At 66.9% G+C, this 23,937-nt stretch carries 17 protein-coding genes and 1 pseudogene; 7 read left to right on the top strand and 11 right to left on the bottom strand.

All coding sequences use genetic code 11. From position 1 onward, the window contains the following. Positions 1-129: 129 nt before the first annotated feature. The gene (locus AC1DS6_RS26635) at positions 130-1,140 is read left to right on the top strand and encodes a GlxA family transcriptional regulator (RefSeq protein WP_441628844.1); all 1,011 of its coding nucleotides are present in this window, start codon (positions 130-132) and stop codon (positions 1,138-1,140) included. 78 nt (positions 1,141-1,218) lie between these two features. Here the strand turns inward: AC1DS6_RS26635 and AC1DS6_RS26630 are convergent, their stop codons facing one another. After that, positions 1,219-1,950: a BON domain-containing protein gene (locus tag AC1DS6_RS26630; RefSeq protein ID WP_441628733.1), complete on the bottom strand. Its 732-nt coding sequence runs from the start codon at positions 1,948-1,950 to the stop codon at positions 1,219-1,221. Between the two features lie 188 nt (positions 1,951-2,138). Next, the gene (locus AC1DS6_RS26625) at positions 2,139-2,564 is read right to left on the bottom strand and encodes an OsmC family protein (protein ID WP_441628731.1); all 426 of its coding nucleotides are present in this window, start codon (positions 2,562-2,564) and stop codon (positions 2,139-2,141) included. Positions 2,565-2,990: 426 nt separating this feature from the next. Here AC1DS6_RS26625 and AC1DS6_RS26620 point away from each other — a divergent pair, with 426 nt between their 5' ends. The 4 genes from AC1DS6_RS26620 to AC1DS6_RS26605 all read left to right on the top strand — a co-directional run bounded on the left by AC1DS6_RS26620 (position 2,991) and on the right by AC1DS6_RS26605 (position 7,431). Further along, complete coding sequence (locus tag AC1DS6_RS26620; protein ID WP_441628729.1) at positions 2,991-4,076, top strand: calcium:cation antiporter; 1,086 nt, start codon at positions 2,991-2,993, stop codon at positions 4,074-4,076. Positions 4,077-4,200: 124 nt separating this feature from the next. Then, the gene (locus AC1DS6_RS26615) at positions 4,201-5,124 is read left to right on the top strand and encodes a LysR family transcriptional regulator (protein ID WP_441628727.1); all 924 of its coding nucleotides are present in this window, start codon (positions 4,201-4,203) and stop codon (positions 5,122-5,124) included. A 384-nt stretch (positions 5,125-5,508) separates the two neighbouring features. Beyond that, the gene (locus tag AC1DS6_RS26610) at positions 5,509-6,582 is read left to right on the top strand and encodes a porin (RefSeq protein ID WP_477103497.1); all 1,074 of its coding nucleotides are present in this window, start codon (positions 5,509-5,511) and stop codon (positions 6,580-6,582) included. A gap of 207 nt (positions 6,583-6,789) precedes the next feature. Continuing rightward, entirely contained in the window at positions 6,790-7,431 is a 642-nt protein-coding gene (locus tag AC1DS6_RS26605) for a uracil-DNA glycosylase family protein (protein WP_441628724.1), read from the top strand. Between the two features lie 214 nt (positions 7,432-7,645). Here the strand turns inward: AC1DS6_RS26605 and AC1DS6_RS26600 are convergent, their stop codons facing one another. The 4 genes from AC1DS6_RS26600 to wrbA form a co-directional block, all read right to left on the bottom strand. Next, positions 7,646-8,161 (bottom strand): phasin family protein, encoded by a 516-nt coding sequence (locus AC1DS6_RS26600; RefSeq protein WP_045240143.1) that lies wholly within the window; start codon positions 8,159-8,161, stop codon positions 7,646-7,648. 162 nt (positions 8,162-8,323) lie between these two features. Further along, entirely contained in the window at positions 8,324-16,867 is an 8,544-nt protein-coding gene (locus AC1DS6_RS26595; RefSeq protein ID WP_477103496.1) for a GH36-type glycosyl hydrolase domain-containing protein, read from the bottom strand. 132 nt (positions 16,868-16,999) lie between these two features. Continuing rightward, complete coding sequence (locus tag AC1DS6_RS26590) at positions 17,000-17,155, bottom strand: DUF3309 family protein (protein ID WP_441628720.1); 156 nt, start codon at positions 17,153-17,155, stop codon at positions 17,000-17,002. 633 nt (positions 17,156-17,788) lie between these two features. Then, complete coding sequence (gene wrbA / locus AC1DS6_RS26585) at positions 17,789-18,409, bottom strand: NAD(P)H:quinone oxidoreductase (protein WP_477103495.1); 621 nt, start codon at positions 18,407-18,409, stop codon at positions 17,789-17,791. Between the two features lie 265 nt (positions 18,410-18,674). Between wrbA and AC1DS6_RS26580 the strand changes: the two genes are divergently transcribed. Both AC1DS6_RS26580 and AC1DS6_RS26575 read left to right on the top strand, forming a co-directional pair. Continuing rightward, positions 18,675-18,935, top strand: a complete 261-nt coding sequence (locus AC1DS6_RS26580) for a UBP-type zinc finger domain-containing protein (RefSeq protein WP_441628716.1) — start codon at positions 18,675-18,677, stop codon at positions 18,933-18,935. A 97-nt stretch (positions 18,936-19,032) separates the two neighbouring features. Continuing rightward, positions 19,033-19,554: a DsbA family protein gene (locus AC1DS6_RS26575; RefSeq protein ID WP_477103494.1), complete on the top strand. Its 522-nt coding sequence runs from the start codon at positions 19,033-19,035 to the stop codon at positions 19,552-19,554. An 8-nt stretch (positions 19,555-19,562) separates the two neighbouring features. On the opposite strand, the gene AC1DS6_RS26570 is transcribed toward AC1DS6_RS26575, so the two are convergent. From AC1DS6_RS26570 to AC1DS6_RS26550, 5 genes and pseudogenes are all read right to left on the bottom strand, one after another. Next, positions 19,563-20,261, bottom strand: a complete 699-nt coding sequence (locus AC1DS6_RS26570) for a GntR family transcriptional regulator (protein WP_477103520.1) — start codon at positions 20,259-20,261, stop codon at positions 19,563-19,565. Between the two features lie 57 nt (positions 20,262-20,318). Then, positions 20,319-21,317 carry a 2Fe-2S iron-sulfur cluster-binding protein gene (locus AC1DS6_RS26565; RefSeq protein WP_477103493.1) on the bottom strand — a complete coding sequence of 333 codons (999 nt, stop codon included), beginning with the start codon at positions 21,315-21,317 and terminating at the stop codon, positions 20,319-20,321. Positions 21,318-21,683: 366 nt separating this feature from the next. Further along, positions 21,684-22,163 (bottom strand): GlcG/HbpS family heme-binding protein, encoded by a 480-nt coding sequence (locus tag AC1DS6_RS26560; RefSeq protein WP_477103492.1) that lies wholly within the window; start codon positions 22,161-22,163, stop codon positions 21,684-21,686. A 63-nt stretch (positions 22,164-22,226) separates the two neighbouring features. Continuing rightward, positions 22,227-23,687, bottom strand: a complete 1,461-nt coding sequence (locus AC1DS6_RS26555; RefSeq protein ID WP_477103519.1) for an aldehyde dehydrogenase family protein — start codon at positions 23,685-23,687, stop codon at positions 22,227-22,229. 83 nt (positions 23,688-23,770) lie between these two features. Further along, positions 23,771-23,937 (bottom strand): annotated as a pseudogene (locus AC1DS6_RS26550) (TenA family transcriptional regulator); the annotation flags it as partial.

Genomic DNA, 23,937 nt, shown 5'->3' with positions numbered 1-23,937 from the left:
ATGCCCGACGCTGACTCCTCCGCCCTCCCGGCGCCGCCCGCCGGATCCGACAACCCCGACAATCCCGCCACCAGCGGCGCGAGCCGCCCCGTGCCGCTGCACGTGCGCCTGCTATGGCTGCCGGAGGCCATGCCGGGGATGCTGTTCGGGGCGCTGGACGTGCTGCGCGCGGCGGCCGGGGTGGCCAGGCTGCAACGCCCGGATGCGGACCGCGACCTGAGCTGGAGCGTGATCGGCCCGTCGGGCCGCGCGCTCGCCCTGCCTGCCCTGGGCCTGGAGCCCGCGCGGCGGCGCCGGCGCGCCGCGGCCGATGGCAATGCGCTGGTCGTCATACCGGGCCTGCTGGCGCGCAATGCCCCGCATCTGGGCGAAATCGTCAGCGGCGCGACCCAGGCGCTGCGCTTGCTGGAGCGCCACGCGCAGGCGGGCGGCTGGCTTGCCGCCGGGGCAAGCGGTATCGCCTTCGCCGCCGAACTTGGCCTGCTCGATGGCGCGCGCATGGGCGCGCCCTGGACCTTCCAGAGCTGGATGGCCAAGCGCTATCCCCGCTGCGATTTCTCCGCCAGTGAACCGATGAGCGTGCATCAGCGCGTGTTCGGCTGCGTCGCGCCGGCGCTGCAAACGGAGTTCATGTTGCGCGTGCTGGGCCACCTGCATGACCCGGACCTCGCGCAGACTTGTTCGCGCATGCTGCTGTACCAGGCCGAGCGCCAGCAGCTCACGCCGGAACTGGTGTCGCAACGCTGGCTCAGCAAGACAGCCGACAGCCCGGTCTATCGCGCCATGCGCTGGCTGCAGGCCAACGTCGATGCGCCGTACCGGCTGGCCCTGGTGGCGCAGGCGGCCGCCACCAGCGAGCGCACCTTGCTGCGGCATTTCCGGCAAGTCAGCGGCATGACGCCGCTGGAGTATCTGCACGGGCTGCGCGTGGAGCGCGCCAAGACCTTGCTGGAGGTGACGCTGCACGGCTCGCAAGCCGTGGCGGAAGCCTGCGGCTACAGCGATGCGGCGGCGTTCCGCCGGCTGTTCCAGCGGGCTACGGGGATGTCGCTGTCGAGCTATCGGGCGCGCTTCGCGCTGCGCTCGCAGCGGCGCTACTGGCGCGTGGAGGACATGCCGCGCACGGCCGGCAGCGCATGAGCGCATCGGGCGCACCAGAGCGGGGGCCGCCAGCCTTGCGCGGCCCCACCGTCCGGGCTTCAGGTTGCAAACGTCTGTTCAACTACTCAGCACGATGCGATTGACGACATCCTCCACGCCATGCACGTACCAGGCATCCCGCTCGGCCTGGCGTTTCGCGGCTTCGGTGGTGGCGTAGCCTTCAAGCGTGACCACCCGGTTCTCCGTACGTACCTGGATGCGGTCGGCATCGACGAACTGGTCTGTCTCCAGGACCAGCTTGAGCGCTTCCGTGACTTCGTCGTCGCGGTCGGCTTCCGCCGGGGCCACCACCAGTTCGTTGACCACGCAGCGGCAGCCACGCGACCACCAGGCCAGCACGCCGGCCAGCCGCATGTGCGACAGGCTGATCACGTGCCCCCGCAGCGTCACGACGCCGTCGACGACTTCGATCTCGATCTCGCCGCTGGACTCGCCAACGGCCTCGCGCACCGGTTCGATGCGCCCCTTGGTGTGCGCGCAGATCCGGCAATTGCGGAAATCGATCGCCTGCAGCAGGCGCACGCAGATCGCATTGCGCAGTTCGCCGTCGCCAACCGCCGCACCGCCGTCGGTCACGCGCAGGTGGTCGATTACCGCCGACACACCGTCGACACGGCGCACCGAGGCGGCAACGCGGCTCTTGTCGACAATATCGGGCACTTCGCCTTCGAGAATCAGCGCGCCGTCGCTCAGGCGCAGGTGGATGGTGGGATGGATGGCATGGCTGTGAAAGGGCACGTGGGCGATGGCCGCCCGAGCCTGGGTCAGGACTGCTTCACTGCTATACATGATGTCTGCCTTATCTTTGAAGGTCTGGATATAGGAGACGGCGTTCCGTCCGGCGAACGCCCTCGCGGCGCCACGCCGATACTACGGCGCGAAGCGGCGAATCTTCATTATAGGTAGCCAGGCTGGCTACGCCCGACCTGTTGCCAGGGCGGAGTGACGGACGCAAGCCAGCCCGCGCGAACCGCCGCTCAGGTCTCTACCGTGGCGTCCATGGTGATCTCGGCCTTGAGCAGCTTCGAGACCGGGCAGCCCGCCTTGGCCGTTTGCAGTGCCTTCTCGACCGCGGCCTTGTCGGCACCGGGGACGCGCACCTTCACGTCCAGGTGCACGGCCGTGATGGTGAAGCCAGAATCATCCTTGTCCAGGGTGACGGTGGCCTTGGTCGCGATGCTCTCGGCGACCATCTTGGCTTCGCCCAGGAACAGCGACAGCGCCATGGAGAAACAGCCGGCATGGGCCGCCCCGATGAGTTCCTCGGGATTGGTGCCCGGCCCTCCCTCGAAGCGGGCCTTGAAGCCGTATGGCGCGTCCTTGAGCACTCCGCTCTCCGCCGAGATGCTGCCCAGGCCGTCCTTGATGCCGCCCTGCCATTTAGCCGATCCGTACTTTTGCATGAGTGTTCTCCATGGTCGAAAAGCAATGTGGCGCAACCTTCGCCGCGCCGGGGGTGAGGCGGCAAGTGCCCGTCCGCATACTTCGGTGCAGCGTTGGTGCCGCAGGCATGGTCACCTGAGCTCACTGCCGCCGGCCGGGAAAAATCTTCCACCAGAAGGCAAACTTCCTGAATCAACAGCTAATTCCATCAAATGAACGGACAATTTCTCTCAATTTATCGCAATTATCGGGAACCGAACCCTCCTTCGGCTGCCTTACTTCCGCCGCGCAACATCGGCGGATTGCTACCGGGCCAAGCTGAATCACAATAGGACGCAATCCGGAAAACGGCCAGCAGCCTCGCTGCGAGCCGCCTGGCGGTCCGCAGCGAACGCGCAGCACCCATCACAATTGACCACCATCCAATCACAACAAAGGGAGAACGGATGTCATTGACTTCCAATAAATTGCCTGCCTGGACCTTGTGGCTGCCACTGGCAGCCTGGGCCATCCTCGGGGCGGGCATGGCGGCGCCTGGCCAGGCGCTGCTGCTGGTGCTGGCCGGCCTGGCCCTCGCGGGCTCGGTATTCGCGGCCGTCCACCATGCCGAGGTGGTAGCGCACAAAGTGGGCGAGCCGTTCGGCACGCTGGTGCTGGCGATTGCGGTGACCGTGATCGAGGTGGCGCTGATCGTCTCGGTGATGCTGTCCTCCGGCCCCGAAAAAGCCGGGCTGGCGCGCGATACCGTGTTCGCCGCGGCCATGCTGGTATGCAACGGCATCGTGGGGATCTGTCTTCTGGTCGGCGGGCTGCGCCATCGCGAACAGGCTTTCCAGGCACCGGGCGCCACCGCCGCGCTGGCGGTGCTGGCCGCGCTGGCGGTGCTCACGATGGTGCTGCCGAACTACACCAGCGCCATCCCCGGACCCATGCTGTCGCAGTCGCAACTGGCCTTCGCGGGCATCGCCTCGCTGGTCCTCTACGGCAGCTTTGTGTTCGTGCAGACGGTGCGCCATCGGGACTACTTCCTTGTCGACGGCACCTCGGACGAGAGCGTGCACGCGCCGCCGCCGCCCGCGAAGATCGCGCTTGCCAGCGGCGGCATGCTGCTGGTTTGCCTGGTGGCGGTGGTCGGCCTGGCCAAGCTGCTCTCGCCCACGGTGGAAGCCGCGGTGGCCAGCGCCGGCGCGCCGCCGGCCGTGGTCGGCATCGTGATTGCCGCGCTGGTGCTGTTGCCGGAAGGCCTGGCCGCCTTGCGCGCCGCGCGCGCCGACCGGTTGCAGACCAGCATGAACCTGGCGCTGGGCTCCGCGCTGGCCAGCATCGGACTGACCATCCCGACCGTGGCCATGGTCTTCATCGTGGTCGGCAAGCCGCTGATGCTGGGCCTGGGCCCGACCGAAACCGTGCTGCTCGCGCTGACCTTACTGGTCAGCACGCTCACGCTGCATTCCGGCCGCACCACCATGCTGCAAGGCGTAGTGCACCTGGTCATCCTGGCGGCCTACCTGTTCCTGTCCGTCGTGCCCTGAGCGCCGCTGACTGTGGCCCGCCAGCGGGCCACCTGCCTCGCGACGCGAAGCGAGCCGTCCCGCCTGCGCACGATCCTTGCTAGTGAGAGCGGATCGATCTCACTAGCGCCCGAGCGCAATCACCATGCTCCACCCCCCTCGCCTCTATCTCTACCTGGATGCCGTGGCCCGCCACGGCTCGATCCGCAAGGCCGCCGAGCAGCTCCACGTCGCCTCCACCGCGCTGAACCGGAAAATCCTGGAGGTGGAGCAACAGGTCGGCACCCCGCTGTTCGAGCGCCTGCCGCGCGGGGTGCGGCTGACCGCCGCCGGCGAAGTGCTGATCGCCACCGTGCGCCGCAGCCTGGCCGACCTGGACTCCGCCGCCGCGCAGATGGAGCAGCTGCGCGGGCTCGTGCGCGGCATGGTGCGCATTGCGACGGTCGAGTCAGTCGCTACGGATTTCCTGCCCGGTGTCATCGGCCACTACCAGTCCACCTATCGCGGCGTCCAGTTTCGCGTGTCGGTGGGCAACACCGGCGACCTGCTGGCCGCGCTCAGGGAGGACGAGGCCGACCTGCTGCTGGCGCACGATCCCCCTCCCACCGCCTTCCTGCATGAACTGACGGTATCCGCGCAACCCTTCTGCGCAATGATGCGCCCGGACCATCCGCTGGCTGGCCGGCGCTCGCTGCGGCTGTCCGACTGCCAGCCCTATCCGGTCGCGCTCGGGCCCGAGAGCTTCGGCAGCCGGCGGCTGATCGAGGCGATCTGCGCGCGCAACCGGCTGTCGCTACGGGTCATGCTGGAGGCGACCACTGTGGAGATGCTGATGAGCTTTGCGCGCCAGACCGGCGCGATCTGCTTCCAGTTCCAGGCCGGCACGCTGCGCGAGGCGCGCCAGGGCACGCTGGTCGCCGTGCCGCTGTCCGACCCCGAACTGTGCGGCGGCCGGCTGGTGCTGGGTGCCCGCAAGGGCCGCAACCTGCCCCCGCCGGCGGCGGCTTTTGCCGAGCACCTGAAGGCAGCGCTGACGGGCCTGCACCAGCCGTTGGCCGAGGCGGCCTGATGTGCGGCCTGACCGGCGCCGCGGCCCGCCACGCGCGCCGGCGAGTGCACACAATTTGCGTGCGCCATGAGAAGAAATAAGTGCTGGTTGCATGCAATCGAATTGCCGCAAACTGCATCCATCGCACATTCAATGCAGTCAAGCCCGGCGCCACCGGCCCGGCCCGGACACCTACGAAAGCAACGACAGCAACCACAGCAAGATGAGAATCCCGCAACAAGCATGAGCCAGCGCCGTTAGCCACCGGCGCATTCCCGCGCCAGCCATTTCCAGATCACGCACTTTTTAAATAGCCGGGGCCTGTCCCCGCGGGGGCGTTGTCGTGCCCGGAGAATTCGACAGAGCCAGCAACGAAAGAGAACGGGGTCAACCATGGAGGTCTTTATGCAACACAAGTTCAAGCCGGTCATGAAACTGGCGGTCATGGCCGCAGCCTTGCTCTGCGGCCATGCGATGGCGCAATCCAGCGTCACGCTTTACGGGATGGTTGACGCCTACGTGGGCGCCACCAAGGCAGGCGGCGCGGACCGCGCCTGGGGCGTCAACAGCGGCGGCATGCAAACCTCGTACTGGGGCATCAAGGGTACCGAGGATCTCGGCACCGGCCTCAAGGCGATCTTCGACCTCAACGGCTTCCTGCGCCCGGACACCGGCAAGCAGGGCCGCTTCGACGGCGATGCGCTGTTCACCCGCAATGCTTACGTCGGCCTGCAGAGCGCCACGCTGGGCACGGTCAAGATGGGGCGTAATACCACGCCCTACTTCCTCTCGACCATCCTCTTCAACCCGCTGGTCGACTCCTATGTGTTCTCGCCGGCGATCTTCCATACGTACTTCTCGGCCAGCAACGGCCGCGTGTACGACCCGGGCATCATCGGCGACTCGGGCTGGAGCAACTCGCTGGTGTACTCCACGCCGAACTTCGGCGGCCTCACCGCCAATGCCATCTACGCCTTCGGCGAGCAGGCGGGTAGCGTCGGCAAGAACAAGTGGGGCGGCAATGTGCTCTACTTCAACGGCAACTTCGGCGCCACGGTGGCCTTCCAGCAGGTCAAGTTCAACAGCGTGCCGGGCGACGTGACCTCGCCCGCGGCACTGTCCGGGTTCGACAGGCAGAACGCCGTGCAGGTGGGCGTGAGCTACGACTTCAAGGTGGTCAAGCTGTTCGCACAGGGCCAGTACATCAAGAGCAGCGTCAACAACGCCACCGGCGACATCAAGCACACCAACGGCCAGGTCGGCGCCTCGGTGCCGCTGGGCAACGGCAACGTGCTGGTCTCGTACGCCTACGACAAGACCAGGAACGATGTCGCGGACTTCAAGCGCAATACGGTTGGGCTGGCTTACGACTACAACCTGTCCAAGCGCACCGATGTCTATGCTGCCTACTTCTACGACAAGCTGAGCGACCAGTCGCATGCCGACAGCTTTGGGGTGGGTGTGCGGCACCGGTTCTGATCCGGCGCAAGGCGCACGGCGCGTGCGTGCGCATACATGACGGCCGGTCATTGCTGACCGGCCGTTTCCTTTCATAGCGACGAACGCCACTGCGCGCTTGCCGGACGCCATCCGGCATGCCTCTTTCCAGGCGCGAAGGCAGATGGCCGATCGCAGCGCGCGCTATGCTATGGTCTGGCGTCCCCCCGTAATGGGCCGTAGCAAAGCATGAAGCCCCTTTCCCACATCCACGCAATGGTTCCGCAAGCCGCCAGCCTGCCGGACCTCGATGCCCTGCTGGCGCGCGTGCGCGCCTGCCGCAGCTGCGAAGCGCACTTGCCGCTTGGCCCCCGCCCCGTAGTACAAGCCGCCACCCCGGCCCGCATCCTGATCGTCGGCCAGGCGCCCGGCACGCGCGTGCATGCCAGCGGCATCCCCTGGGACGATCCCAGCGGCGACCGCCTGCGCGAGTGGATGGGGATTGATAAGGAAGTTTTCTACGATCCCGCGCGCATCGCCATCATCCCGATGGGCCTGTGCTATCCGGGCCGCGGCGCCAGCGGCGACCTGCCGCCGCGCAAGGAGTGCGCACCGCTGTGGATGGACGCGTTGCTGGCGTGCCTGCCGGATATTGAACTGACACTGCTGGTCGGGCAATATGCGCAGCGGCGGTTTCTTGGCGCCGCTGCGCGCGGTGGCGTGACGCCGACGGTGGCGGGCTTTGCCGCGCATGGGCCGCGCTATCTGCCGTTGCCGCACCCGTCACCACGCAACCAGGGGTGGTTCAAGCGCAATGACTGGTTCGCCAGGGAGTTGCTGCCGGTACTGCGCCAGCAGGTTGCCACCGTCCTGGCGTGTCGGCGCGACTAGCCTGGGTTCTCAGGCGTCCTCCAGATGCGACTCCCCCCACTGCCGATGCCGCGAAGAACACGACACCCTGACATCGGTAGCTGTCTGGCCCTTCTTAATTCCTGGCGCTCACGCAGTTCGGCGATGAACCAAAAAAAATGCGCCACTCGGGCGCAGATTCTTCCAGCAACAGCCTTGTACCGCGCAGCGGCCGGGCAGTGCCCGGCGCGCCGCCTTACTTCGTAGCCGAAGCGGTGACGGATTCCATGGCCTCGCGCATCGGCTTGAGTGCCGTCTCGTAGGCTGCGACCCAACCCTGAGCACCGGCGCCAGGGAACGAACCGTTCGTGTTCGACATGAAATTCTGGCCAAGCGATGCCAGTGCTTCCTGGGTCTGCGCAACGTAGGCGCTCATCTGGCGCTGGGCTACCTGGGCGAACTCGGTGCCGGTGGCGGTGATGATTTCGTTCATGTGCCCGGCGTAGGCGCTCAACTTCTGGCCAAACGCATTGGTCAGTTCCGGCTTGAAGCCAGACACGCCGCCAACGGATTGCTGACTGGCTTCGCGCACGTATTCCGCGCCGTCCGCCAGGCTTGCCTTGGCCGCCTGCATGTTCAATTCGGTGATTTTTTCGGCGCCGCGGGCCAGGGGACCGACCAGCGCGACAAACAGGTCCAGGTTAGCTTGCTGGAAACCGAAGAACTGAGCTTGGGCCTGGGCTTGGGATTGGGCTTGCGAGGGTTGTGCCATGTAATAACTCCTGAGGATGATCCAACGCTTTCGAAGAGTTTTCCGTGGGCGGCATCACCTTTGCTGCGTTGCAGCAATTGGACACATCATAGGCTCATTGGACCAGGAGTCAAGCGAATTCAAAAAGACGTTTCCGGCCGCGCGATATGCCACGTATGCGCCCTACTCCACCGCCGGCCGGATGCATAGCAGGAGCCTGTGCCTGCCGTCATCCAGCGGCACGCGCACCGTGCCTTCGCCACAGCGGATCGCCAGCCCGTCAAGGACCGCATGCCCGCCGCCAGCACCGGGCGCGAGCGTCTCCACGCGGATTTCGTAGTGGCAGGCACCCAGGCTGATGGCAGCGTCAAACCCCGGCCACGCCGCCGGAATGCTCGGCTGGACGACCAGCCAGGCCCCTTCGCGGCGAATACCCAGGATGCCCTCCACCCCGGCGCGATACATCCATCCGGCCGCGCCGGTGTACCAGGTCCATCCGCCGCGTCCGGTGTGGGGTGCGACGGAATAGACGTCGGCCGCGACCACATAGGGTTCGACCTTGTAGCGCTCGACGCCAGCGGGCGTGCTTGCGTGGTGGATCGGGTTGAGCATGGAGAACAGTTCGACGGCTTTTGCGCCTTCGCCCAGCCTGGCGAAGGCGAGAACCGACCACATCGCGGCATGACTGTACTGCCCGCCGTTCTCACGCACGCCGGGCGGATAGGCTGCGATGTAGCCGGGATCGGGCGACGCGCCCTCGAATGGCGGCGAGAACAGCAACGCCAGCCCCTCATCGCGGCGCACCAGGTATTGCGCCATCGACGCCATGGCCGTCGCCGCGCGCGCGGGATCGCCCACGCCCGACAGCACGGCCCACGACTGGGTAAGGGCGTCGATCCGGCAAGCCGCGCTTGCCTTCGAGCCCAGCCAGGTGCCGTCGTCGAAGGTGGCGCGGCGATACCAGCCGCCGTCCCAGCCATGGCGCTCCAGCGCCTCGCCCAGCGCTGCCGCGTGTGCGCGCCAGCTTGCGGCGCGAGCGGCATCACGTGTATCGGCCAGCGGCGCAAAGAGCGCGAGGGTGCGTGCCAGCAGCCAGCCAAGCCAGACGCTCTCGCCCTTGCCGCCGGCCCCGACCCGGTTCATGCCATCGTTCCAGTCGCCGCCGCCGATCAGCGGCAGGCCGTGTTCCCCGGTCAAGGCAAGGCATCGCTCGATGCCTCGGGCGCAGTGCTCGAACAGCGAGGCCGAATCCTGCGCGGTCATTGGCTGGAAGAAGGTGTCATGTTCGTCGGCGCCAAGTGCCGGCCCGTCGAGGAAAGGCACCGGCTCATCCAGCACCGCCGCATCGCCCGAGCAGGAAATGTAGGTCGCCGTGGCGAAAGCCAGCCAGACGCAATCGTCGGTAATCCGGGTACGCACGCCCTGCCCGGTATGCGCCAGCCACCAGTGCTGGACGTCGCCCTCGGCAAACTGCCTCGCCGCTGCCCGCAGCAGATGCTGTCGCGTGGCCGCCGGCCTGGCAAAGGTGAGCGCCATGTTGTCCTGCAGCTGATCGCGAAAGCCATAGGCGCCGCTCGCCTGATAGAACGCCGAGCGCGCCCAGATGCGGCAGGCAAGGGTCTGGTACAGCAGCCAGCCATTGAGCATGATGTCCATCGCGCGGTCCGGCGTCCTGACCTGGACCGCGCCAAGCAGTGTGTCCCAGTGTCCCGTCACGGCATCGAGCACCGCGTCGAGATCGGCGGCGCGATAGCGCAGCACCAGTGCCCTCGCCTCAGCGACGGAGCCGCACTCTCCGAGCAAGGCAACGACTTCGAGCGTCTCGCCCGGAGCGAGCTCCACGAAGCACTGCAAGGCCGCGCAGGGGTCGTAGCCCGCGCCCACCGCCCCGGACAATGGCGTGGCGCCAAGCAGCGTCGCGGGCGCTTCGGTGCCGCCGTTGCGGCCCAGGAACTCGGTGCGGTCGGCGGTCCAGGCCGTCTGCCTGCCGCTGAGATCGGCAAAGGCGACGCGGCCGGAGAAGGCGGTGCTCCAGGGATTGCGCGCCAGCAACGCATGGGTGGCTTCGTCGATCCCGGTCACGATGAACGGGCCCGAGGCGCCGCGGGCGGTACCAAGCACCCACTCCACGTAAGCGGTGACGGAAAGCCGGCGGCGCCCGGCGGACAGGTTGCTCAAGGTCAGGCGTGAGATCTTGACCGGGTCTTCGAGCGGCACGAACTGCAGCAGGTCAAGCGCAATGCCGTTGGCCTGGTGCGCAAAGCGGCTGTAGCCATGTCCATGGCGGGCCGTGTAGGCGCCGCCGTCGCGGATAGGCCGCGCGGTCGGGCTCCAGACCTGGAGGCTGTCTTCGTCGCGGACGTAGATCGCCTCGCCGGCCGGATCCAGCACCGGGTCGTTGGACCAGGGCGTGAGCTGGTTCTCGCGGCTGTTCTCCGCCCAGGTGTAGCCGCTGCCCTGCGCCGAGGCCTGGAAGCCAAAGCCGGGATTGGCGACCACATTGATCCACGGCGAGGGTGTCGAGGCCGCGCCATCGAGCACGATGACATACTCGCGCCCGTCCTTGTCGAAGCCGCCAAGCCCGTTGAAGAACTCAAGGTCCGGCGCGGCCCGCGGCGGCATTGGCGACGGACGCGGAGCCTGGCCGCGCGCGGGAGCGGCGCGCTGCGGCGGCTGCGGCAAGTGGGCTAGCTGCTCGGCGATGGAGCCCCGGCGTGCGGCCAGCACGACGCGGGCGACCGACAGGAGCAAGGCCCGCGCCTCGACGCGCATCAGGTCCGCGCGCAGCGTATAGACCGAGCCTTGCGCCAGTTCGTCACCGAAGCGTGGCCGCGACTGGCTGCTACGCACTGCCGTCTCGATGGCGATCTGCAGGTCCTGGATATAGGAAGAGGCACGTTCATTGACGATGACCAGGTCGACGGCCAGCCGCTTCATGCGCCAGTACTCATGTGCGCGCAGCAGCTGGCGAACCTGCGCCATATCGTCGATCTCGTCGATGCGCAACAGAACGATCGGCAGGTCGCCGGAGATGGCATGCGGCCAGAGCCCGGACTGCGGCCCCGCCCCTTGCGCAATCGCCTCCGACGGAACGCGGAAACGGGAATCGGCATAGAGGATCGGCGCCGCCAGGCGCTGGAAATCCGCCGCCTCGTCCGCCTTGACGTCGAGATGGCGCAACTGGACCTGGGCCTGTGTCCAGGCCAGGGTCTTGGCCCGCTCGAACGCGCTGCGGTCATGATGCTTGTCGATCAGGTCCAGCAGTGCGGCGCGCGACGGCGCCACCAGCGTCCAGAAGGCAATCCGGGCAACCCGGCCCGGCGCGACGCGCACGCGCTGCCGGAGCGAGAAGATCGCGTCGAGCACCGTGCCGACCGTGTCCGAGAGGGGGTCGCCATCCCGGATGCCATCGGCGATCCTGCCAGCACGCCCCTGTCCGAGGAAATTCGCCCGGTCGGTCTCGTACTGGGGATCCGCAACCACCTCGCCTTCGACCACCGTGAAATGCGCGGCCCAGATCTCGGGCTCCGCGGGTGAGCGCGGACGGCGCGTGGCAACGAGCGCACCGAACTCGGCCAGGTATTCGGTCTGGACAAACAGCTTGGAAAAGGCCGGATGCGCGACGTCGGCGGCCTGCACAGCCAGGACCAGTTCCGCATAGGAAGTCAGCTCGATCTCGCGCGCACGGCGCCCGCTGTTTGCCAGCGAGACACGCCGGACTTCCCCGTCGTCCTCTCCGGAGACCAGGATGGAGAGCGTGGTGGTCAGGCTGCCATCCCGCCGGATGAACTCCGCGTGATCTTCCGCGAAGACCACTTCACTGCCCTGCCCGCTCTCTTCAGCGTCACCGCCGGCGAATTGCGCGCCGGCCGGCCAGACGCTGCGGCTCTGCGTATCGCGCAGGAAGATAAAGCTGCCAGCGTCATCGCGGGTTGCGTCCTCGCGCCAGCGCGTCACGGCAAGATCGCGCCAGCGGCTGTAGCCCGCGCCGGCCGCGGTCAGCATCACCGCGTAGCGCCCGTTCGACAGCAGATGCGTGACCGGCGCGCCGGCCGGCGCCCCCGAGACCCTGCGCACCGTGGCATCTTCGTTGCCGGCCCCCACCGCGGAAGCCTTTACCTCTTCGGCGCGTGGATGCGCAATGGCGACATTGCGCGGCATGCGCTCCTGCAACAGCAGTTCGGTGGCCTGGATCATCGGCTCGCGATGGAAGCGCTCCCGCATCTGCCCGCCGTGCAGGCTATTGGCGATGGCGACGATGGTCATGCCCTGGTGATGGGCCATGTAGCTGCGGATGATGGCGAACTCCTCGTCTTCCGGCAGCCGGGAGCGGGTGAAATCCAGGGCCTCGTAGAAGCCGTAACGTCCTTTTGCCCCGATCTGCGCGAGACGGGCGTAGTTCTGCTGCGCGCCCTGCGGGTCCACCATGGTCGCGAGACCGGTCGCATACGGAGCGATCACGACGTTGTCGGAAAGCCCGCGCTTTAGGCCCAGCCCCGGCACGCCGAAGTTGGAGTACTGGTACGTAAACTCCATATCGCGGGCGTTGTATGCCGATTCGGACACGCCCCACGGCACGCCCAGCGAGCGGCCGTAGGCCTGCTGGCGTTCCACCACCAGCCGGTTGGTCTGCTCGAGCAGGCTGCCTGCCGGCGCGCGCATGATCAGCGAGGGCATCAGGTACTCGAACATGGACCCGGACCAGGAAATCAATGCCGATCCATTGCCCAGCGGCGTGGCGGTCCGGCCAAGTCGGAACCAGTGGCGCGTGGACACATCGCCCTTGGCGATGGCAAACAGGCTGGCGAGCCGCGCTTCCGACGCCAGCAGGTCATAGCAACTGACGTCGAGGCGGTTTTCGTCCTGCGAATAGCCGATCGACAGCAGCTTGCGCTCCTCGTCGATGAGAAACGCGAAGTCCATCCCCAGCGCCATCTCGCGCGCCAGCCCGGCCAGCGCGTTCAGGCGCGTGCGGAGCAAGTCCGGCGCGTCGATCCGCTGTACCCGGTCTTGCTCATGTTCGGCCACGGTCTTGCGCAGGGCCTCCATCCAGAACGCCAGGTCGGCGAGGCTGTCATCGCCCGTCGCGGGCAGGATGTCGTGGGCGATGCCCGCGCATTTCTCGGTGAGCCGCTTGAGCGCGGGCATCAGCATGGCCATGGCCTGCGTGCCATCGAGCTGGGTTTCGACCTGCTCAAGCAGTTCATTGAGTTTGCCGGCGCGCTCGCTGCCGGCTATGGCCAGTCCGGCTATGGCCTCGCGCGCCAGCCTGACGGTGTCCATCATGCCAAGCCGGAACTCCGGCGCCGCCGCGCCGTCGGTCCATTCTTCGCAGGCGTTGGCCAGCGCGATCAGGTGGCCGGCCAGGTTGCCGCTGTCCACCGATGAGACATAGGCAGGCGTCAGCGCGCGCAGATCCAGCGTCCCGTACCAGTTGTAGAAATGGCCATGGGAACGCGGCAGCTTGCGCATGGCGGAGAACGCCGCTTCCAGCCGCTCGACCGTCGCCGCCGTTCCACTCCAGCCAAAGTCGCGCGCGGCAATGGCGGAGAGCAGGTACAGGCCGATATTGGTGGGGGAGGTCCGGTGCGCGACGACCGGTCTTGGCTGCTCCTGGAAATTGTCGGGCGGAAGCATATTGTCCGCCGGCGTCACCATGGTCTCGAAGTAGCGCCAGGTGCGGCGCGCGGTCAGGCGCAGCTCGCGCGCGTCCGTGTCCGACACTACCAGCCGCCTGCCGACCTTCGGCGCCCGGCTTGCCCACAGCGCAAGCACCGGCGCCGTCAGCCAGAGCAATCCAAGGGGAAGCACAAGCGGCCAGGAAACGGGGGCGAAGCCAAGCGTGCCGGCCATCGCCGCCAGCGTCAGCGATACCCCGCCCGCCATCTGCCGGTAAGAGCCGCCCAGGTCGAGCCGTGGACTGGTCATCGACTGGGCGGCCGTGGTCCATTCCAGCAGGTGGCGGCGCGTGAATCGCAGCCGCGCCGCCGTCCTGGCGATGGCATCGGCCATCCGCCAGGCCACGTCGGGCAGGAACGCGAGCGTCAGCAGGACCTGCGTGGCGGCGCCGCGCAGGTCGCCGGCCAGCATCCCGACGTGATTGCGCAGCCGGATGCCGGCGCGGTGGGGAATCACGGAAAACATACCGGGAAAGAAAACAGGAATGACCATGGCCGCAAGCAAGAGCAGCGTGCCGCGCAAGGCGGCGCCCGGCGGCAGCAGCCAGCACGCGGCAAAGCCCAGCAGCAGCGAAGGCGCGAGCAGCGAGCGCCGCAGGTTATCCAGCATCTTCCAGCGGCCCAGCATCGGTACCGCCGCGCTGCCCGCGCGGCCGCGGAAAATCCAGTCGACAAGTTGCCAGTCACCGCGCGTCCAGCGATGCTGGCGCTTGGCCGCGACGTCATAGCGCGCAGGGAAATCCTCGATGACTTCGATATCCGAGGCCAGGCCGGCCCGGGCGAACGTGCCTTCGAAAAGATCATGGCTGAGCACCGCATTCTCCGGAACGCGGCCGCGCAGCGCGGCCTCGAAGGCGTCGACATCATAGATGCCCTTGCCGGTGTACGAACCTTCTCCGAAGATGTCCTGGTAGACGTCCGATGCGGCTGCCGCATAAGGATCGATGCCGCCCGGTGCCGAGAATATGCGCTGGTACAGCGAACCTTCGCTGCCAACCGGCAGCGAAGGCGTGACGCGCGGCTGCAGGATGGCGTAGCCGCCGGTGACGCGCTGCAGCTGTTCGTCAAACCGTGGCCGGTTCAGCGGGTGGGCCATCTTGCCGATCAGCCGGAGCGCCGCGTCGCGCGGCAGGCGCGTGTCGGCATCGAGGGTGATCACGTAGCGCACGCCGGGCGGTACCTGGGGCGGCTGGCCGTCAAGGGGGACAAAGCTCGTGTCCGTGGCGCCGCGCAGCAGCCGGTTGAGTTCATGGAGCTTGCCGCGCTTGCGCTCCCAGCCCATCCACACGCCTTCACCCGCGTTGAAGACGCGGCGCCGGTGCAGCAGCAGGAAGCGGTTGCCGGCGGGGCCAGGCCAGTAGCGGCGATTCAGCTCGCCGATCGCCTCGACGGCCACGGCCAGCAGCGCGGCGTCGCCCGGCATGGTCTCGTCGTCGGCATCGGTCCCATCGGTCAGCAGCGCGAAGGTCAGGTCGCCGCCGGCGCCGGCGAGGTGGTGGACTTCAAGACGCTCGATCTGCTCGCGCAGGCTGGCTTCGCTCGACAACAGCGTGGGGACCGCCACCAGCGTGCGCAGCGAACTCGGCACGCCTTCGGTCAGTTCAAGCCCCGGCAGGATGGATGCCCCAAAGGTCCAGCCGATCCCGCGATTGACCAGTGCCGTCGCCACCTCGCTGGCTGGCACAAGGCCTAGCAGGCCCACCAGCGCAAGCCAGCCGCCGGAGAGCGCGGGAACCGCCACCGCGGCGAGCAACCAGAGCGAAGCGGTGAGCAAGCCGATGGTGACGAGCAGGATCGCGCCCGCATAGCCGCCGATCCCAAGCGCGATATTGATGCGGCTAAACCGCAGCCGTGCAGGGGGACGGAATCCGATCAACGCCTCGAAGGCACGCCTGCCCTCGGCGATCAGGTGATATCCCGGATCCCCGATGCGCTCCGCCTGTGCCACATCTGCGCTGCCGGCGGACGCGGCGCGCGCGGTGGCCAGCGCAAGATCGGCGATCTCGAGCTCCGAAGCCGGCGAGCCCCGGGCGAGTTGCTCGATGGCGCTGCGGTACAGATTGCGGGTGGCGAAATCCATCGCGGCATAGCCGCTGCCCGCGCGCAACCGCTCGTCGACCAGGCTCACGCTCTCAAACAGCTCAGCCCAGTCGATGTCGGAAATCAAGCGCATGCTGGTGATGACATTGCGCACGGTGACGTTCGATGCGCCCTGGCGCTGCTGGGCGTGCCGCACCACGTCGTTGATCGATGCGCCCTGCAGCCCGAGCCGCTCCTCCAGCCAGCCGAGCGTTGGCGTGGTTCGGGGGTCCTGGTCCCTGAGCCGCTTGGCCAGTTGCGCGGCGAACAGTTCCGACAAAGGCGCCAACGGGCGCGAGGCGATATCCGTATCGAGCGCCGAGCGGGCGCAACCCGATTTGAGAAGCCGCTTCGACAAGGCGTCCGCGTCCGCGCGTGCGATGCGCCCGGCAGTGATCTGCTCCGCCAGCCGCCGCAGGTTTTCGATCAGGACAATGCGCAGCGTGATGGCCACCGCCCACAGTTCGCCGATGGTCAGGGCCTGCACGCGCTGGTAGGCGGTAATGAACCGCCGCAGGGTGTCAGGATCGACATGGCTGTCGGTATGCGCGACGAAGGCCCAGGCAAGGCCAAAGACGCGCGGGTAGCCGGCGAAGGGCCCCTCGCCAAGCTTGGGCAACTGGCGATAGTAACCAGGGGGCAGGTCGTCGCGTATCTCGCGGATCTGCGCCTCCACCAGGTGATAGTTGTCGAGCAGCCATTCGGCGGCGGGCACAACCGCCCTGCCGCTTTCCAGCTCCGCCGCGCCGGCCCGGTAGGCCGCCAGCAAGACCGCGGCATTGTCATTGAGGCGGCTGCGCAGGGACCGGACACGCGGCGGCTTTGCCGTGACGGGCTGGGCGGCGGCAAGGCTTTGCGCATGCTGCTCCAGCCGCTCGATGCCGAACAGTTCCTCCCGTACGGGTGCCTTGTCGTCCCACGGCGAAGGCGAGCGGGAATACTCGAACGTACGGCCTAGAGCTGAATACATGCGCGCCTTGGTTGTCAACGTGGATCGGGAAACGGACTCGCCTCCTTGAAAACGGCTGGCCGGCAAGCTCCGCGCTTGCCGGCCATCATGCGATCGCTTCGCGGACTGTTGCGCTCACGAGAACGTTGTCGCCTATAAGCGACCCATAAGTAACAACACAACCACCACTAGCAGCAGCACGCCTAGCACGCCGCTAGGCATATAGCCCCAGGAACGGCTATGCGGCCAGGTCGGCATGACGCCGAACAAGACCAATACAAGCACGACCAGCAATACGGTTCCTAACATGTAACGCTCCCTTTCCGACTCCGCGTTTCGGCCAGGCCTCCACAGCTATCTCGCCAGGGGGGCCGGAATCTTCGAGCCCGAGGCAAAGGTAGCCGCGCCACTTCGCGTCACTTGGCACGGGCCTGACCGCTAACGTCACCCTGCCATTGATTGGGTATGTTGTCGGTACGATGACGGACAGTGCGGACAGTGTGGCGCCGCCGGGCCGCCGGGACTGTGTGACAAGCGGGAATCAAATCCAGCGCCCGGAAACCGTCCGGGAAGAAGATGACCTGCCGTGTATGGTCACGCAGCGCTGCGGATCCGCAGCGGATTCGTTGCGGGAAGAGACGCAGCGATGAGAATGGCATGACAACCATCGGCAGCCCAGGGCCCAGGTGATGGCAGCATGCTTCGGGGAGGCACTGGAACCGAGAGCCCTGGCGGAAAGGAGCGGGGCGCGACTGAGGACCCGGTACCGACACAGCCTGGCGCGCACATTTGGCGCGCCGCTGTGCCTTCATCTTCGCATACTCTGCCCCTGTTGCCCGCCTTATATTTTTGCGGGAACGTTTCCTGATTCCGGCTACGCGGGCGCGTGGCTTTGGCGCCGCCTGACGAGTGCCGGTTCGGGCCGGGCTCCGGCAGCCGCGCTTAGCGCGCCATCAGTTTCGCGGCAATGCCCGCGACATGCCGTCCCTGGTAACGGGCGATCGCCAATTCGTTCTCGCTGGGTTGGCGCGAGCCATCGGCCGCGGTCAGGGTAGACGCGCCATAAGGCGAACCGCCGGTGATCTGGCTCATGTCGAGCAGACGCGCCTCGGTGTACGGCACGCCCACGATCACCATCCCCTGGTGCAACAGCGTGGTGTGGAAGCTGGTGATGGTGGTTTCCTGTCCTCCATGCTGGGTCGCCGTGCTGGTAAAGACACTCCCGATCTTGCCAACCAGCCCGCCGCTCATCCACAGCCCGCCAGTCTGGTCGAGAAAGTTGCGCATCTGCGCGCACATATTGCCAAAGCGCGTGGGCGTGCCGAACAGGATGGCATCGGCGTCGGCCAGTTTCTCCGGCACGGCCATCGGCACATGGGCGAAGGCCGCGCGGGCGGCCTTCGCCCCACTCTTTTCCAGCACGGCGTCGGGCACCAGTTCCGGCACTTGCAGCAGCGCCACCTCGGCGCCGTCAACTTCGCGCGCGCCTGCCGCCACGGCTTCGGCCATCTTGTAGACGTGTCCGTACATGCTGTAGAAGACCACCTGAATCTTGCAGGTCATGACAAGGCTCCTGTGTGTAGGAAGGGGCAGGCGCCCGGAGGACGTCCGCAACAGAAGTAGCCGGCACTGATCATCGCCGGCGCGGGGCGCGCACATACGGTATGCAGTGCCGCCCATCTGCTTGAGTCTAGGCGACGACAGCGCGCCGCGCGACGGCGGCCACCCTTCCCTTCGCATCCGCGCCGCCTACAATGAAATACCCTGGGATGTGCCGGTGCCGCGCGGCACGGGCCTGCCGGGCCCGCGTCAACGAGGGAGATTCGCGATGACAACGGCATGTCCGCATCTCGCGCTGAGCCACCCTGTCACACCGAGCGCAAGCGGTTGCGAGGAATGCATGCGCAGCGGCGACGAATGGGTGCACTTGCGCCTGTGCCTGTGCTGCGGCCACGTCGGCTGCTGCGACGATTCCCCCAACAGGCATGCCACCCGGCATTTCCTCGCCACCGAGCATCCGGTGATCCAGTCGTTCGAGCCGGGCGAATCCTGGCGATGGTGCTATATCGACAAGCTGTTCATCCCTTGAAGGGCGTCCAGCCAATGCCCGGCAACACCGCCAAAGCCCCTAAAGGCGCTGAAGCCGCAAGCCAGTCCAGACACGCCAATCCCGCAAGGAGAATGCCATGCTGTCGACTCCCATTGACCAGACCGATCACGTGCTGGGGCGCGCAGCGGCCCACGTCACCGTGGTCGAGTACGGTGACTTCGAATGCCAGTATTGCCACCTGGCCTATGGCGGCGTGAAGATCCTGCTCAGCCGTTACCACGACCGCGTGTGCTTTGTGTACCGCCATTTCCCGCTGACCGCCTGGCACCAGCTGGCCGAGGGCGCCGCCGAAGCGGCCGAGGCGGCCGGAGCCCAGCACAAGTTCTGGCCGATGCACCAGCAAATGTTCGAGCGGCATCACGGACTCAAGCCCGCGGCCTTGCGGCAGTACGCCGCCGCGCTGGAACTGGATCTTGAGCGCTATGACTACGACATGAAGTCCCACTCCTACCTCCAGCGTGTGCGCGAGCACCAGCAGAGCGGCATCGCCAGCCATGTGCGCGGCACGCCGGCCTTCTTCGTCAACGGGGTGATACAGGATGTGACCTTCGGCATGGAGCATCTCGACCACGCCATCGCCGCAGCGCTGCACCGCTGAGGGGCTGGCTAGCCGCCGGCGGGCGTTGCCGCCTCCGCGGCGCTATAGACGTGCCGCGTGGCCAGCAGCGATGCAAGATCGGCATCGCCGGCAATCACCGCCTTCAGGATCTGCGCGTGCTCGTCCCAGTTCTGCTGGGCGCGCAGGTGGTGAGCCGGCGCGAATACCAGCCCGGTGCGCTCACGCAGCGAGCGCATCATGTCTTGCAGCACGCCGTTGGCGGCGATGGTGCCCAGCACCTCATGAAAACGGAAGTTGAGCGCGAGCAGGCACTCGGCCTCGTCCTCGCGGGCGGCCGCGCTGCCCTGGCGCAGGACCTCCTGCAACTCGGCGACCAGCCGCGGGTCGCGCCGCTGCGCGGCCAGCCTGGCATTGAGGCCCTCCAGGGTGGCGCGCACTTCGACCATTTCCCTGGCGACATGCTCCGACAGGCAAGCCACCGAGGCGCCGCGGCGCGGCTCGATGCTGACCAACCCTTCGGCCGCCAGCGCGCGCAGCGCTTCGCGCACCGGCACGCGCGACACGCCCAGCTCGGCCGACAGTGTGTGTTCCACCAGCCGGTCGCCCTGGCGGTAGGCGCCGCCGACGATGCGCTGGCGCAGCGTGTCGGTCACCAGCGCGAACAGCGGCGAATGGCGCGTGCCGAGGTTATCGCCGGAAAGCGCCGCCTTGGCGCCGGGTGGAACACTGCCGGATTGGTCGGACATGTTCGTCATGTGGTCGCGCGACATGGCGAGCGCCTGGCCCGCCACGTGCGCGTGGGTTCAGCTGCGTTGGAAGGTGAAGCTGTCCGCGTAGATATGCGCGCCGCTGGCACCGAGCGCGAGGAACGTCTCGCGCGCGTCGCGGATCATGTCCGGCGAGCCGCACAGGTAGATCGCATGTTCGGACAGGTCCGGCAGGTCGGCGGCGACGGCGTGCTGCACATGACCGCGCCGGCCGCTCCATGCCTCGTCCGCGCGCGACAGCACCGGTACGTACTGGAAATCGTAGAGACGCGCGCCCCACGCCTGGATCTGCTCGTGCATGTAGAGATCCGCCGCGGTGCGCATGCCCCAGTACAGCGAGACCGGCGGGCAGTCCGGATCGTCCATCAGCGATTCAAGGATGCTCTTGATCGGGGCGAGGCCGGTGCCGGTGGCCACCATCACCAGCGGACGATAGTCGTCCTTGCGGAAATAGAAGCCGCCCAGAGGCAGCTCCACGTCGAGCCGGTCGTCCGAGCGCAAGCTGGCCAGCAGGCGTTCGGTAAAGTAGCCGCCGGGAATGCGGCGCACGTGCAGGTCCACCGTGCGGTCTCTCGGCACCGACGCCATCGAGAAGCTGCGCGCGATGCCGTCGCCGGTGAAGATCTTCAGGTACTGGCCGGGGCGGTAGTCGAGCGTTTCCGCCTGCGGCAGTTCCAGCGTCAGGTGCATCACGTCGGCGCTGAGCGGCGCGATATTGCGGATCACGGCGGTGTGCCGCGCGGGTTCGGCGCATGGCTCGCCCGGCCGCGCGGTGCTGATCACCAGGTCGCTGGTGGGCCGGGCCTGGCATGCCAGCGCAAAGCCTTCGGCCTCTTCTTCCGGGGTCAGGCCCATGGGGTACTCGTCATAGGCTACCGCGCCTTCGACCAGCCTGACGCGGCACGTGGCGCAGCCGCCGAAGCGGCAGTCGTGCGCCATCTGCACGTTGGCGCGCAGGGCACCGTCCAGCACCGTTTCGCCGGCGCCGGCTTCGAATGATTGCTGGGATTCGAGGAGATGGATGCGGTAGGACATGGCTGACTCGGAATGCGTGGGGATATGGGCTTTGAAACCTAAAACCTAAAACCTAAAGTCAAAGGCGATTTCACCCCCCTGCGGGGGGCGACCTACTTTCTTGTCTTGCCAAGAAAGTAGGCAAAGAAGGCGCGCCGGATGGGGCGACACCCCCTCGGGATCCGGCGAAAAGAGCGGCCGGGACCCAAACTCGCATCGCCTTAAGGCGATACTCAAACATGGGTCCCTCTTTTCCGCTCTTTTCGCCGGATCCCGAGGCGCCCCATACGGCCTGGTACACCTTGACGGCTCGCTTCGCATCGCTTGGGGGGCTCGCTTCGCATCGCGTGATTTGCGCGGTTTGCGGGCTGTCGCCGGGTGCTGGATTTACTTCTTGATATCGGCTTCGGCCAGCACCTTCAGATCCTCGCCGGCAAGCAGTTCCTGCAGGGCCTGCAGTGCTGCCACGCCAGCGGCGGTGTCCTGCTCGCCATTGCCGCCGCTCAGGCCGATGCCGCCGATCACTTCGCCGTTGACCACGATCGGGAAGCCGCCCACGAATACCGCGAACTTGCCCTCGAAGCTCCACTGAATGCCGAAGGCTTCATTGCCCGGCAGCGCGGGGCCGTTCGGCGCCTGGTTGAACAGGTGGGTCGAGCGCTTGTGACCGGCGGCCGTGAAGGCCTTGTTCCAGGCGATCTGCGGGCCGGTGATGCGTGCGCCGTCCATGCGCTCCAGCACCAGCGGGTAGCCGCCGTCGTCGACCACGCAGATCGATTCCAGCACGCCGATTTCCTCGGACTTGCGGATGGCTGCCGCCACCATGTGACGGGCTTCCTTCAGTTCCAGCTTGATGGCTTTTCTCATGTCCTGCTCCTGCTTGATGCGTGAATGCTGCGTGAATGCCGGTTGGTTTGCGGGCGCGCTGGTTCAGCAGCCGCGGTAGACGGTCTTGATTTGCGTGTAGAACTCCAGCCCTGCCCGGCCCGACTCGCGGAACGTGGAGGTGCTGGATTGCTTGAGCCCGCCGAACGGCGCGTTGATCAGGTTGCCGGTAGTGGTGCGGTTGATCTTGACCGTGCCCGACTGGATGTCGTGCGCGAAGTCATGCGCATAACGCGGGTTGCTGGTCACGATGGCGGCCGACAAACCGTATTCAGTGTCGTTTGCCTTGGCAATGGCATCGGCGTAGCTGCTGGCTTCGATGATGGCGATCACCGGCCCGAAGATTTCCTCCCGGGCAATGCGCATCTGCTGCGTGACGTCGGTGAAGATCGCCGGCGAGACATAGAAGCCCTTGTCGTATTGCTCGCCGCCCAGGCGGTCGCCGCCGCACAGGTGCGTGGCTTCGGCCTTGCCGGCCTCGACAAAGCCGAGCACGGTTTCCAGTTGCTTGCGCGTGGCGAGCGGGCCGACGTCCATGCCAGGCGTCATGCCGCTGCCGATCTTCAGCGTCCTGACCTTGGCCAGCAGCTTCTCGGTAAAGGCTGCCTTGACCGATGCCATGACCAGCACGCGGCTGGTGCCGGTGCAGGCTTGTCCGCTCAGCGACAGGCCGCCCTTGATGGTGAGATCCACGGCGCGGTCCAGATCGGCGTCTTCCATCACGATCAGCGGGTTCTTGCCGCCGAGCTCCATCTGCGTGCGCGTGCTCAGCGACACCGAGCGATGGATGTGCTGGCCAGCCGCGGTGGAGCCCGTAAAGGAAATCGCGCGCACCGCCGGTGCTTCGGTGATCGCCGCGCCCACGTCGCCGGCACGGCCGGTAATGAAGTTGAGCACGCCCTTGGGGATACCGGCTTCGATAAAAGCCTGCGCCAGCCGGTAGCCGCTCAGCGGCGCATCCGACGAGGGCTTGAACACCACCGTGTTGCCGGCGATCAGCGCCGGCGCAATCTTGCGCGCCGGAATCGAGACCGGGAAATTCCACGGCGAGATCACGGTCACCACGCCCAGCGGCTCGCGCTGGCTGTAGACGATCATGTCGGGATCGTCCTGGGGATAGGTCTCACCCGAGAACGACTGCCCCTCCACCGCGTAGAAGCGGATGGTCTGCGCCGAGCGCAGGACTTCGTCCTTGCTCAGGTTGAGCGCCTTGCCCTCTTCGCGCGTGAGTTCCTCGGCAATCTGGTCGGCGTGCGCTTCGAGGTAGTCGGCGGCGCTATTGAGGATCCTGGCGCGCTTGGTGATCGGGGTTTTCTTCCACGCGTCGAACGCGGCCGCGGCGGCGGCCACGGCGGCCTGCGCGTCTTGCGCCGTCGAGGCCTGGAAGCGGCCCACGATGTCGCCGGTATCGGCCGGGTTGACGTTGTCGAAAGTGCGGCCGCTGGCGCTCTTCGACCACTCGCCGTTGATGTAGTTGGTGAATTCGTCTGTCTTTGCCACTGCCATGATGTCCAAGCCTTTATCCGGTCGGGCCCCGGGCGGGGCCGTCCATTTCCAATGCGATGCTGCTTTTCCGTCCAGGGACGCGCTCAGGCGGCCATGCCCAGTTCAGGCAGGGAGATCTCCTGGGCGACGTAGTCGTGATAGAGCGCGGTGGTGTAGAGCAGGCGCATCTGTGCGCCGATCTCGCAGATTTTCAGGCAGCGCTGCTGCAGCTCGGGCGTGTCGGCGTGTTCCAGCACGATCTGGTAGCCGC

It is taken from the genome of Cupriavidus sp. 05L310 (genome assembly GCF_056398185.1).
This window is presented reverse-complemented; position numbering and strand designations above follow the sequence as displayed.